The sequence below is a fragment of the Pseudoalteromonas thalassia genome (genome assembly GCF_049257215.1).
GTDB classification, from domain to species: Bacteria; Pseudomonadota; Gammaproteobacteria; order Enterobacterales; family Alteromonadaceae; genus Pseudoalteromonas; species Pseudoalteromonas lipolytica_C.
The window spans coordinates 26,074-39,014 of sequence record NZ_JBMMUE010000008.1 but is presented as its reverse complement, the minus strand read 5'-3'; the positions used below and the strand labels follow the sequence as shown (position 1 = coordinate 39,014).

The window sequence follows — 12,941 nt, the reverse complement described above, 5'->3', positions numbered from 1 at the left end:
TATTTTACTCAAGTTTTAGCAAACAGCAATGCTATTGCTAAAGACTATTTTAAATTGTGGCTACGAATGCCGATTTAAGTTATATATCTGAGGCCACTGTGAAACTTTTTCAAGGCCAATGTAGTAAGCTAATGTCTTTTTTGAGGTTGTAAATGGAAACCATCGATAAAATTAAACAGCAAATTTCTGAAAATCCAATCCTTCTTTACATGAAAGGATCACCAAAGTTACCTAACTGTGGTTTTTCTTCACAAGCATCACAAGCACTTATGGCATGTGGTGAGCAGTTTGCTTACGTTGACATTCTACTTAACCCAGATATCCGTGCAGAGTTACCTGCATACGCAAACTGGCCAACATTCCCACAATTATGGGTAGAAGGCGAGCTTATCGGTGGTTGTGACATTATCATCGAAATGTTTCAACGTGGTGAATTACAGCCACTAATCACTGAAACAGCTGCAAAGTACAAAGAAAAAGACGCTGAATAATTATATTTAGTGTAGAAAGAAGCCGCTGATTGCGGCTTTTTTTATAGCCATTCGCTTAAGATTAGTAAGCGGTGGTATTACCCGGGTAATAAAACATGCACACTCAAACCACCGTGCTCACGGTTATGTAGGCTAATTTGCCCGTGGTGCGCTTCAACTATTTCTCTGCATAGTGCTAAACCTAAACCACTGCCAGTTGCTTTGGTTGAGTAAAAGGGAATTAGTGCGTTGGCCATTACAGCCTCACTCATACCCTTGCCTTTATCACTCACTGTGATGTGTGTGCCACTTGTTTCTTGTTGCACAGTTAAGCTGACATCTTCTGGGTTTGAACCGGATTCATAGGCATTTTTTAATAGGTTTATAAGTAACTGCTCGAGTTGGGTATGATCAGCGTCAGTTGTTACACGTTCATCAAGTGATACCTTAACCTGCCACTGACTTTTTAATTGCTCAATCAGTGTCGGCCAGTTAATCGTCGACAGTTGAGGGGTGGGTAACTTAGCAAATTTGCCATAGCCTTGTACAAACTCATTAAGGTGTTTTATGCGGTCTTCAATGGTGGTAAATACCCGTTTTAAGCGTGGCTCGTCGACTTCTTTTGTTAATAGTTGCGCGCTATGAAGCATAGATGACATTGGCCCTAGTGAGTTGTTAAGCTCATGGCTAATGATACGAATGACTTTTTTCCATACCTCTACTTCTTGGCGGCTTAGTTCGCGTGTCAGCTGTTTAAATACAAATAGTTGGTGAAACTGATTATTAAGTAATAATCGGCCTGTTGCCATATGCCAAGTTTGTGATTCTTGATCTGCTTTATCGAGGGTAAATAAGCCATCAACGCCTTTGTGAATGGCACGCGTTAATTGCTCGCAGCTTGAATCTAATAAGTTTTCGAGCTTGGCACCTTCAAGGGCTGACTTAGCATCGAGTAAGCTACGAGCACTGTGGTTGCTATACACAATAAAGCCTTGGTCGTTAGTCAAAAGCACAGCTTGTGGCGAGCTTTGTAATACTTTGTCGAGCATCAACTCGCGCTGATATATCCATTGTTTTTCTTGGCGAAGCTGTTTTGCGGTTTGGTTATAAAGCCGGCATAAATCACCTAGCTCATCACTGCCATCATAGGCTAATAATGTAGCCAGCTCACCATCTTTAAAATTAAGCAACCCGGTTTCGAGTGAGTTCATGCCATCAATAAGCGGGGTTGATAATTGCGCGGCAAAAAGTCCGCTGATCAAAGCGCAAGCGAGCAGGGCTAATAGGCTGTAAAACAAGCTTATACCCGCAAAGTAACAAACCAACATAAGTGGCAATGCAGACGCGGTCATGCATAGGGTTATGATTTTATATCGAAACGAAAAACGCATTAGTATTCAATCTTAAATTTATCAAGCCTGCGATAAAGTGCTTGGCGGCTTAAGCCAAAATGGCGAGCCACTTTAGCAATCACACCTTTGTACTCGCGCATGGCAAGTTCAATCTCTTGTTTGTTAGGCTCTGCTCTTGTTTGTGATGGGCTGTTTGTTTCAACTTGTAAGCCAAAATCAGCAAGCTCAATCACCCCTGTGGGTTTTAAAACGCCAGCGCGTTTACAGGCATTTTCAAGCTCACGAACATTCCCCGGCCAACTATGGGCGAGCAGGGCTTTTTCTGTACTTAACGACAGGGTGCGCTCAGGTAAAAAGTGTGCGACCAAAGCTAAAATATCATCAGGGCGATGAGCTAGGCTTGGTAAATTTAACTCAATTACATTTAAGCGGTAGTAAAGGTCTTCACGAAATTGACCTGTTTTAATTGCATGGCTTAAATCTTCATTGGTTGCTGAAATGACCCTAACATTCACTTTACGCGTTTGTGTTGAACCTAAGCGCTCAAATTCACCGGTTTGTAAAATGCGTAATAGCTTCATTTGCCCAGAAAGTGGCAAGTTACCAATTTCGTCTAGAAATAGGGTGCCACCATCGGCCGCTTCAAAACGACCAATGCGCTGTTTGGTAATGCCTGTATAGGCGCCAGCTTCTGCACCAAATAACTCAGCCTCAATAAGCTCGCTAGGCAGAGCGCCGGCATTAACAGTGATAAAGGGTTTATCTGCTAATAAAGAATTGGCCTGAATTATGTGTGCAATGCGTTCTTTACCGCTGCCGTTAGGGCCTGTGATCAGCACCGAAATATCCGATTTAGCAACTTGAATCGCAAGATTAACAATGTGCTCCATAGCGGTACTTTTATATATCAAACCCACTAAATTTGCTTGTTGCACAGATGCGTCACGTTCTTGCTGGTGGCGGGTAAAGGTTTCGTTTTGCTGTTTTGCTTTACCCAGCTCTATTAGGTTATTTACACAAGTAAGTAGCTTGGCATCGTCCCATGGTTTTGGCAGGTAATCAGCAGCCCCTGCTTTGACAAGTTCAACAGCAGTAGAAAGCTCTGTCCATGCGGTGATCAAAATAATCGGAAGGTGAGGATTAATGTCTCGTAAGGCATAGAAAAGTGCTTTGCCTTCTTCGCCTGAAGTGGTGTCGGCGGTAAAGTTCATGTCTTGAATAACAAGTGCAATGCGTTGGTATTGTACGGCCTGAATTGCCTCAAAAGGGTTGCTTGCCGTAACAACATCAAAATCGTGAATTTCGAGTAACAACGATAACGCATCCAAAATGGCTGGGTTATCATCGACGATAAGTATTTTTTCCATATTATTGTTTTAGTTATTGTCCTAATAAGGGTGCAAGATGAATGCTACACTGTTAATCCAGTGTAGCATAGGTTGGGAGAACTAAATGGTTCGAGTTGCAATGCTCGGTGAGATATTCGCAGCCCGTTTTGCAGGTGCAAGTACCGCTAATAAGCTCATGACGAAAACAGCAAGTGCTGTTACAAGCACGTAGCTAATATCAAGCTGAGCAATTGAGAAGTGCTGCATGAGTAACTGGCCTAAATACACGGCAGCAATCACGCCAATCACTAAACCAACAACACATATCATGGCGTTTTCAACTAAGAAGTAGCTGATAATGGCTGACTTTCTGGCACCTAAAGCGCGGCGAGTACCAATTTGCTTTGTACGCTTGCTAATATTAAACAGCGTTAGGCCGAAAATACCTAGGGCTGTCACCAACACTAAAATAGTAATAAGTACAATCAGCATGCGCATCATTAATGTATCTTCAGCCATGTATGACTCTTTATCGTCATCTAAGCCACGAATGCGAGAGATAACGCGTTTGTTGTAGTTTTTTAACATGGCTTCTTCAACACGGTTCATAACTGATTGACGTTGACCAGGCTCCGTTCTAACTACAAAGCGTGCATTTGTTCCAGGCTTAATAAAAGGCAGCAGTGCTACGTTATCTGGACGGCTGTCTTTAAGCCATGGGCCTTTCATTAGTTCGACAACACCAATCACTTTCATTGGAATGTCACCAAAATAGACAGTTTGACCTAAACCATTGCCGTCAGGAAACAGCTCATCGAGTAGGGTTTTAGTGACAACTGTTACTTTTGAAAGCTCATCATAGTTATCGGTTACGATCACTTCGTCTTCGGTATAGTTACGCCCAGCAATGAGTTTAACGCCATAGGTATTAATGCCATGCTCATCGATAAACATGTAAGAGCTACGTGCTGATTTACTCTCTTCAGGTGCTGGCTTTAAACTAAAATCTGACGAAGAACCACTGCCCGAAAGCGGTGTGTTACTTGAATAAGCGGCATCGACTACCCCAGGTATTTGACGAAGCATGGCTTCATCAAGCTCATATTGCTGAGACGGAGACACATCTTTGCCAAACATCATGACATTAAAAACAAAAATGTCTTGTTCAGGATAGCCTGTTTCTTGGCTTAAATAGCTAATTCTGTCTTGAATAATAAACGCCGCGTTACTAACAATTGCAGTGGTGATGGCAATTTGGATCAGTAATAAAATAGCGCCAACTTTTGAGCGGCATAAGGCGTGAAAGATAGGTTTGATTTCTAACATGGTGTCTTCCTTATTGGCTCTTAAGGTAAATAGCAGGGTTGGTTTTACACACCAGCCAAGCAGGGTACAGACCCGCTATCACACAGGTGCTAATTGCAATCACAGGTGCGCTGAGTAACATGCTCAAGTCCATTGTGGCTAAGCTTTGGTAGTAGCTATAGCTTTGACGTACGCCTAATAACCCCACTTGCGCCAAAATAATTCCGAAGATGCCACCTAAGAAACCTAACATGGCTACCTCAACAATATGTTGAAAGAATATTTGGCGTTTACTGGCACCTAATGCACGGCGTACACCGACCTCAGGAGCGCGACGTAAAAATTTCGCAAGTAACAAGCCTAAGATGTTGGCAAGGCATACCGCTAAAAACATAAAGCTTAGGCCAACTAGAATTTCGTTGTCTTCGCTGACAACATTGTTGTACTTCATCCACTCATTTACATCGCGTAAGGTGGCGGTTAATTTTTCACGGTTAAAACGACCTAGCTTCTGTTGCTCTTGCATATAGGCCATTAAAAAGTCTTGGTAAGCTTGCTTTTCTGCAGGTGTTTTTAGTTCAACCCAAAACTGTAACCACACCATTTCTGAATTGAGCTTGTCATTAAAGGTATTGGTTTTTTCGTGCTTCCAACCATTGGTATTACCCCAGTTTTCAAGCTGGCGTGCTTTCATTAGGCTAAATGGTAAAAATAGTTGTTCGGTTTTATTAAATGCACCGTTATTCAAGTCATAGTATTTAGTAGTGATATCCCAATCATCAATCACGCCAATGACTTCGTAACTAGCATCATCGAGGTACACCATTTTGCCTACGGGGTTTTCACCTGCGAATAGTTTGTCGTTTAATTCTTTATTGATAACCACGACAGGTGCTGCATCGGCTTCTTGTTGCGCGCTCCAAACCCCACCATAAATAAACGATAGGTTAAACATATCGAAAAAATCAGGGGTGGTTAGACGGGCTTGACCAATAAAAGGTTTAACTTTATCTGAGTCTAAATAAACCGAAAAACCCGTTCTAACCATAGTGACACGTTTGCCACCAGCTTTGGCCTGGTTAAGATTAACCGCATCTTGATAGGTTAATTGCAGTGGCATGTTATCGACTGTCCACCACGTACGGCCTTCATCCATGGTTTGTAACTGCACAGAGTAAAGATCGCTACTTTTTTCAGGAATAGGGTCTGCCGACATCATGTGATACACAGATAAACTTGTCATGGTTACGCCAATACCAATGGCAATAGCCAGCACCATTAAAAAGCTTACTAGTGGCGTGCGCTTAAAGCTGCGCCAGCTTAAATCTAAATAATGAAGGAACATGGTTACACTCCAGCCGCTTTAAGGTTTTGGGTGCCTTGATACAAAGTGAAGTCAGCGAGTTGGCCATCAACAACTTGGATATTACGAGGTGCTCTGCGGGCAAGCTCTGGATCATGGGTTACCATGATGATGGTTGCGCCATCACGGTTGATTTGCTCAAGCAGCTCCATTACCTGACGCGCCATTAGGCTGTCTAAATTACCAGTTGGCTCATCGGCGAGTAAAAAGCGTGGTTCACCTGCAAGGGCTCTGGCAATAGCGACACGTTGCTGTTGACCACCAGAAAGTTGTTGCGGTAAGTGTTTAGCGCGTGAGGCTAAACCAACTTGCTCAAGGCATTGTTCAATTCGGCGTTTACGCTCAGCAGCTTTGATACCGCGATAACGCAGTGGTACTTCAATATTTTCATACAAGTTCAAATCTGGAATAAGGTTGAAGCCTTGGAAAATAAAACCAATTTTTTGATTACGGAGATCTGCGCGCTGGTTGTCATTTAATTTACCCACATCAATACCGTCTAGCATGTATTGGCCTTCGCTAAACGGCTCCAACATACCGGCAATGTTTAAAAAGGTGGTTTTACCTGAGCCACTCGGACCCGTTACGGCAATAAATTCACCTTCTTCTACTTGTAGGTTGAAGTCGCGAAGGGCGTGCGTTTGTACCATATCTGTTTGATATACTTTGCTGATGTTGTTCATTGTAAGCATGTTGATTATTCCTTTTATTTGTTAGCGTAAAACCAGTGTGGGTGCTTTTTTAAAGCGATCGTAATTCGAGATAATTAACTTATCGCCAGGCTCTACGCCTTCGATAATCTCGACAGCATTGATACTGCTTGCACCGGTTTTTATATCGATTAAATAAGCCATGTCACCGTCAACTTTATAAGCATGGGTGCCACCTTGTTGTAAGAATGCGCCGCGTTTTACCTGCAATACATTGTCGCGATTCTCTAATAAAATACGTGCGGTTAAGCGTTGGTTTTGGCGAATGCCAGAAATCTCATTGTCAAAGCGTACGCGGGTAGTGACCTCGCGATTATTCACTTCAGGCGAAATAGCCGATAGGGTGCCTGTTACATGACGTGCGCCTAAAGTAAGTTCTACTTGCATACCAAGACCTAGCTCGTTGGCGTAGCTTTCTGGTACTTGCAGTTCTGCTTCAAAGTTACTTAAATCGACTAATGTCATTAACGGTTGGCTTTGTGTTACCGCCTCTTTTTGTTGCACTAATAAGTTACCCACAATGCCGCTTACGCTGGCTGTAATGGTGAGTTCATTTACTTGCCTTAGTAAGTCATCAACAATCAATTGCTGACGCGCCAGATCGCGCTCTGCTGCTTTTAGCTCAAATGCGAGGGTATCTTTAGCTAAGTTGACTTCTTGCTCAGCATGCTTATAAGAAAGCTTGGCACGAGCTAAATCATCAACGGCTTTTTCTAAATCTATTTGGCTGATCAAATGTTTCTCGATAGAGATTTTAGCGCGACGGTTTTCTCTATCTGCGGCATTTAGTTCTACCTGAGCTAAATCAAGTGCTTTGGTAAGGCTCAGCTTTTGCCTGCGCGCTTCAAGTTGCTTGCGTTGTAATTCGCCTTCTAATCGCGCTAATACTGATTGTTGCTGTTTTAATTCGTTGGTTAGCTCTGGGCTGGTAACGGTTGCAATCACTTCATTTACTTCAACGCTATCACCGGCTTTTACTTTTAAATCGACAAAGCCACGTTCAGGGCTGTAAACCTTTGGCGCATTGGCTGCAACTATTTTACCGCTCGCTGCCACATCTCTGGTGAGCGTCTTTTGGCTCACTTCACTAATTTGTAGGCTTGCTGCATCAACCGAAATGCTGCCATCGTTACTGGCAAACAATGCTTGAAAGCCAAGCGCACCAACAAGTATTACACCCGCTGCTAGTAAAAGTGGTTTTTTTATGGTGTTTTTCTTTGCCACACTAATATCTTGGGCGCTGGTATCCTTAATCATCATAACTCCTTACGATTCTCAAAACACACAATCATGAAGCCAACGGCAAGCATGGTAAGTGGAGAAGCCATAAACAAACTGATAGTGAACATTTTGAAATCCTCAATTTCGCTGATGTCTTATCTATACCAGTAGCGTGCCAAAACTTAATGCATTGATTTTTAATGTATTTTATTTTATTTGATGAGTTACTGCCTGTCCGCGGACAGAAAAAGTGTCCGCAGCGGACACTTTTAAATTGCTGTTTGTTGACGCATAGGTAAAGAAACTCAGTCATTGCGACTAAGGTAGTCTGCTCAGATACATAGTTTGTAACTATGCTAAAGCCAAGAGTAAATAATGATGCAACTGTGCTAGGTGAGACCCCATAAAAAGCTGCATTGATATTCATAAGGTGAATAATTATTCATTTATTGATGCAGTTTACGTTAACGTAAAGGTGCGGGTTTTTAGATTGGTTTTTTACAAGTTGTTAAATTTGACACCAGTGTCATAAAAAAATAACGGTAAAAATACGTCTAAATGTAAAAAAATTGCTTAGTATTTAATATGTGCCTCCAAGTGAGAAATATTCAAGAATATGAATATGTATTCAAATCTCTATTGACTCATGGAACAATTGGCGATAGTTTTGTTCGTCTGCTAGCACTGTCGCAAAAGACTGAATCGCTAGTCGTTGTAGCAAGGGGAGGGGTCTATGTTATATGACTCAAAATTAGAAAAAGATAATTGTGGCTTTGGCTTAATAGCCCAGGTCAATGGTCAAGCGAGTCACCGCTTGATTCGAACAGCAATCACGGGCTTAGATCGCATGGAACACCGAGGCGGTATTTCTGCAGATGGTAAAACCGGTGATGGCTGTGGTTTATTAATGCAAAAACCCGATAGTTTCTTTCGTGCTATTGCCAGCGAACATGATTGGCATTTAGGTAAGAACTACGCAGTCGGCATGGTATTTTTAAATGCTGATCCTGTACTTGCACAAACAGCTAAAGATGTGCTGAGTGAAGAACTTGAAAAAGAAACCTTGAGTATTCAGGGTTGGCGTGTAGTGCCAACAGATTCATCATGTTTAGGGCCAATTGCAAAAAAACAACTACCGGGCTTTGAACAAATTTTTGTGAGCGCACCAGAAGGCTGGCGTCCAAAAGATTTAGAGCGTCGCTTGTATGTAGCACGTCGTCGTGCAGAAAAGCGCCTCGAAAACGATGAACATTTTTATATTGCCAGCTTATCTGGTTTAGTTACTGTCTATAAAGGCTTAATGATGCCTGTAGACTTACCTAACTTTTATTTAGATTTAGCTGACATTCGCATGACCAGTGCGATTTGTGTATTCCACCAACGTTTCTCTACTAATACACAACCTCGTTGGCCATTAGCGCAACCATTCCGCTATTTAGCGCATAATGGTGAAATTAATACTATTCAGGGTAACCGCCAGTGGGCTCGTGCCCGTGCGTACAAGTTTGCCTCACCACTTATTCCTGATTTGCAATCAGCAGCGCCTTTTGTGAACGAAAGCGGCTCTGACTCTTCAAGCTTAGATAATATGCTTGAGTTGTTCTTAGCGGGTGGTATGGATTTATTCCGTGCTATGCGAATGCTTGTGCCACCAGCATGGCAAAAGAATCGTGCCATGGATGATGACTTACGTGCATTCTATGACTTCAACTCAATGCACATGGAACCATGGGATGGCCCGGCAGGTATTGTAATGTCAGATGGTCGTTTTGCAGCCTGTAACCTTGACCGTAATGGCTTGCGTCCAGCTCGCTATGTAATCACTCAAGATGGTTTCATTACCCTTGCCTCAGAAGTAGGTATTTGGGACTACGCACCAGACGAAGTGGTTGAGAAAGGCCGTGTTGGCCCTGGTGAGCTATTAGTTATTGATACTCATCAAGGGAAGATTTGGCATTCAGATGAGATTGACCAAGACCTTAAATCACGCCATCCATATAAAGCATGGCTAGAAGCAAACGTTAAGCGTTTAACACCGTTTGAGCAACTCTCAGAGAAAGACGCGGGCAACCGTTCATTTGATGATGAAACTCTGCTTAAGTACCAAAAAATGTTTGGTTACACCAACGAAGAACTTGATAGCGTTATTCGTGTAATGGGCGAAAATGGCCAAGAAGCAACAGGCTCAATGGGTGATGACACGCCATTTGCGGTACTTTCAGAAGGTCATCGTTCACTGTTCGATTACTTCAGACAAAAATTCGCGCAAGTAACCAATCCACCGATTGATCCACTTCGTGAAAATCACGTTATGTCTTTAGCTACTTGTATTGGTAGTGAGCAAAACGTATTTAACGAAACAACAGGCCATGCTAAGCGTTTACAGTTTGATACGCCAATTTTGATGTATGCAGACATGCAACAGCTTATCAATGCTGACGATGAACATTACAGCTATTGTAAAATTGATATTACTTACACCAAAGAAGAAGGTTTAGAGAAAGCGATCACCCGTATCTGTGATGAAGCGCAAGCAAAAGCAGCGTCGGGCTGTGTAATGCTTATTCTAAGTGACCGTAACTTTAGTGAAACGCACTTGCCTATCCCGGCTGCAATGGCGGTAGGGTCTGTTCAAAAACGTTTAGTTGATAACAACTTACGCTGTGAATCAAATATCATTATTGAATCGGGCAGTGTCCGTGATGCACACCAATTTGCTGTATTACTAGGCTTTGGTGCAACAGCAATTTATCCGTATCTTGCGTATGAATCGTTAGTTGCGATGACTGACAAAAAGATCTTAAACAAGAGCTACTGTGAAGTAACCCTTGCTTATCGTAATGCGATAAATAAAGGTCTATATAAAATCATGTCGAAAATGGGCATTAGTACTGTTGCTTCGTATCGCTGTTCGATGTTATTTGAAGCCGTTGGTTTATCAGATGCAGTTGTAGAAACCTGTTTTAATGGCGTGGCAAGTCGCATCAAAGGGGCGTGTTTTACTGATTTTGATGATGACCAACGTAAACTTCATAAGCTGGCCTTTAGTAAACGTAAATTATTAAGCCATGGCGGCTTATTAAAATATGTTCATGGTGGTGAATACCATGCTTATAACCCAGACGTTATCCAAACACTGCAAAAAGCTGTGCGTTCTGGGGAATATAGCGACTATGTAGCGTACGCTGATTTAGTAAATAACCGCCCGATCACCAATTTACGTGACATGTTGGCAGTGAAAATTCCTGAAGCTGGTGTGAATATCGATGACGTTGAGCCGGCAACTGAGCTCTACAAGCGTTTTGACTCAGCAGCAATGAGTATTGGTGCGTTATCGCCAGAGGCTCATGAAGCGCTCGCGATTGCAATGAACCGTTTAGGTGGTTGTTCAAACTCAGGCGAAGGTGGTGAAGACAAACTTCGCTACGGCACAGAGAAAAACTCGCGTATTAAGCAAGTTGCATCTGGCCGCTTTGGCGTAACACCACACTACTTACGTAGCGCTGATGTAATTCAGATTAAAGTTGCGCAAGGTGCAAAACCAGGTGAGGGTGGTCAATTACCGGGTGAAAAAGTAACGCCATATATTGCAAAATTACGTTACTCGGTACCGGGTGTGACCTTGATTTCACCTCCTCCGCATCACGATATTTACTCAATCGAAGATTTAGCTCAGCTTATTTTCGATTTAAAACAAGTAAATCCAGATGCACTGATTTCGGTGAAGTTAGTTTCTGAGCCGGGTGTAGGTACTATCGCAACAGGTGTAGCAAAAGCGTATGCCGATTTAATCACCATTGCTGGTTATGACGGTGGTACAGGTGCAAGCCCACTTACTTCTGTTAAGTATGCAGGAAGTCCTTGGGAGCTTGGTCTTGCTGAAACTCAGCAAGCGCTAGTAGAAAATGGTTTACGTCATCGTATTCGTCTACAAACTGATGGTGGCCTTAAAACGGGCCTAGATATCATCAAGGCGGCTATTTTAGGTGCTGAAAGCTTTGGCTTTGGTACCGGCCCTATGGTGGCACTTGGTTGTAAGTATCTGCGTATTTGTCACTTAAACAACTGTGCGACCGGTGTTGCAACGCAAGACGATACGCTTCGTCAAAAGCATTATCATGGTCTGCCAGAAATGGCGATGAACTACTTTAAGTTTATTGCCGAAGAAGCGCGCCAAATAATGGCAAGCTTAGGGGTTACTCGATTAACCGATTTAATAGGTCGTTTGGACCTGCTTGAAGCTATTGAAGGCAAAACAGAGAAGCAAAAGAAAGTAGATTTGTCATCTGTGGTTGCGGTACCAAATAACCCAACTGGTGAGACTCTGTATTGCAGTGCACCTAATAGCTCGCATTATTTAGGTCAACTAAATGAAACCTTGCTTGAAAAAGCAAAACAAGCGATTGATGAAAAATTGGGCACCTCATTGGTAAGTCGTATTTGTAATACTGACCGCTCAGTGGGTGCGATGTTATCGGGCTACATTGCCTCTAAACATGGTAACCAAGGTATGGCTGCTGATCCTGTCTCTATTGAGCTTCATGGTACAGCGGGTCAATCATTTGGTGTATGGAATGCTGGTGGCCTTGAAATGACATTAGTAGGCGATGCGAATGACTATGTTGGTAAGGGGATGGCTGGCGGTAAGCTGGTAATTCGTCCACCGCTGGGTTCATCGTTCGAAAGCCACAAAGCGACTATTGCCGGTAATACCTGTTTATATGGTGCTACAGGCGGCAAATTATTTGCGGCAGGTTGTGCAGGTGAGCGTTTTGCAGTTCGTAACTCTGGCGTTCAAGCGGTTGTAGAAGGTGTTGGTGACAACGGCTGTGAATACATGACAGGTGGTGTGGTTTGCGTGCTTGGCAAAGTAGGTATCAACTTTGGTGCAGGTATGACAGGTGGTTTTGCTTATATTCTTGATGAAGGCAATGACTTTGAAAAACGCATTAACCCTGAGCTTGTTGAAATTGTCACGCTCGAAGGGTTGGCATCACACCAAGAACATTTACGCGGCCTAATTGCTGAGCATTTAGAGCTTACAGGCTCAAACCGCGCTGAGCAGATTTTAGCTAACTTTGATTTATACATTCCAATGTTTAAATTAGTTAAGCCAAAATCTAGTGATGTAAAAAGTTTACTCGGACACCGAGCGCGCAGCAGCGCAGAGCTTCGTGTTCAGGCTCAGTAAG

8 protein-coding genes are annotated in these 12,941 nt (G+C 42.8%); 2 read left to right on the top strand and 6 right to left on the bottom strand.

Annotation, left to right across the window (positions count from 1 at the left end):
* Nucleotides 1–152 precede the first annotated feature (152 nt).
* Nucleotides 153–491, top strand: coding sequence for a Grx4 family monothiol glutaredoxin (locus AAEU31_RS10910; RefSeq protein WP_054551536.1), 339 nt, complete (start codon nt 153–155; stop codon nt 489–491).
* A gap of 77 nt (nt 492–568) precedes the next feature.
* Here AAEU31_RS10910 and AAEU31_RS10905 read toward each other — a convergent pair whose 3' ends face one another.
* The 6 genes from AAEU31_RS10905 to AAEU31_RS10880 form a co-directional block, all read right to left on the bottom strand.
* Nucleotides 569–1,861, bottom strand: coding sequence for a sensor histidine kinase (locus tag AAEU31_RS10905; RefSeq protein ID WP_421967219.1), 1,293 nt, complete (start codon nt 1,859–1,861; stop codon nt 569–571).
* Nucleotides 1,861–3,189 (bottom strand): sigma-54-dependent transcriptional regulator, encoded by a 1,329-nt coding sequence (locus AAEU31_RS10900; protein WP_421967218.1) that lies wholly within the window; start codon nt 3,187–3,189, stop codon nt 1,861–1,863. Before AAEU31_RS10900 ends, AAEU31_RS10905 begins: the two co-directional genes overlap by 1 nt.
* 81 nt (nt 3,190–3,270) lie before the next feature.
* Nucleotides 3,271–4,476, bottom strand: a complete 1,206-nt coding sequence (locus tag AAEU31_RS10895) for an ABC transporter permease (RefSeq protein WP_235404186.1) — start codon at nt 4,474–4,476, stop codon at nt 3,271–3,273.
* A 10-nt stretch (nt 4,477–4,486) separates the two neighbouring features.
* Complete coding sequence (locus AAEU31_RS10890) at nt 4,487–5,800, bottom strand: ABC transporter permease (protein WP_062564569.1); 1,314 nt, start codon at nt 5,798–5,800, stop codon at nt 4,487–4,489.
* A gap of 2 nt (nt 5,801–5,802) precedes the next feature.
* Nucleotides 5,803–6,510: an ABC transporter ATP-binding protein gene (locus AAEU31_RS10885; protein WP_054551528.1), complete on the bottom strand. Its 708-nt coding sequence runs from the start codon at nt 6,508–6,510 to the stop codon at nt 5,803–5,805.
* A gap of 21 nt (nt 6,511–6,531) precedes the next feature.
* A complete protein-coding gene (locus AAEU31_RS10880) occupies nt 6,532–7,785 on the bottom strand; it encodes an efflux RND transporter periplasmic adaptor subunit (protein WP_421967285.1) in 1,254 nt (417 codons plus the stop codon).
* A gap of 697 nt (nt 7,786–8,482) precedes the next feature.
* On the opposite strand from AAEU31_RS10880, the gene gltB reads away from it, so the two are divergent.
* Complete coding sequence (gltB, locus tag AAEU31_RS10875; protein ID WP_421967217.1) at nt 8,483–12,940, top strand: glutamate synthase large subunit; 4,458 nt, start codon at nt 8,483–8,485, stop codon at nt 12,938–12,940.
* Nucleotide 12,941 lies beyond the last annotated feature (1 nt).

Bases quoted from the DNA above. Each gene is read 5' to 3' on its own strand.
- gltB (WP_421967217.1), top strand. From the start codon at position 8,483: ATGTTATATGACTCAAAATTAGAAAAAGATAATTGTGGCTTTGGCTTA.
- AAEU31_RS10895 (WP_235404186.1), bottom strand. From the start codon at position 4,476: ATGTTAGAAATCAAACCTATCTTTCACGCCTTATGCCGCTCAAAAGTT.
- AAEU31_RS10885 (WP_054551528.1), bottom strand. From the start codon at position 6,510: ATGCTTACAATGAACAACATCAGCAAAGTATATCAAACAGATATGGTA.
- AAEU31_RS10910 (WP_054551536.1), top strand. From the start codon at position 153: ATGGAAACCATCGATAAAATTAAACAGCAAATTTCTGAAAATCCAATC.
- AAEU31_RS10890 (WP_062564569.1), bottom strand. From the start codon at position 5,800: ATGTTCCTTCATTATTTAGATTTAAGCTGGCGCAGCTTTAAGCGCACG.
- AAEU31_RS10880 (WP_421967285.1), bottom strand. From the start codon at position 7,785: ATGATTAAGGATACCAGCGCCCAAGATATTAGTGTGGCAAAGAAAAAC.
- AAEU31_RS10905 (WP_421967219.1), bottom strand. From the start codon at position 1,861: ATGCGTTTTTCGTTTCGATATAAAATCATAACCCTATGCATGACCGCG.
- AAEU31_RS10900 (WP_421967218.1), bottom strand. From the start codon at position 3,189: ATGGAAAAAATACTTATCGTCGATGATAACCCAGCCATTTTGGATGCG.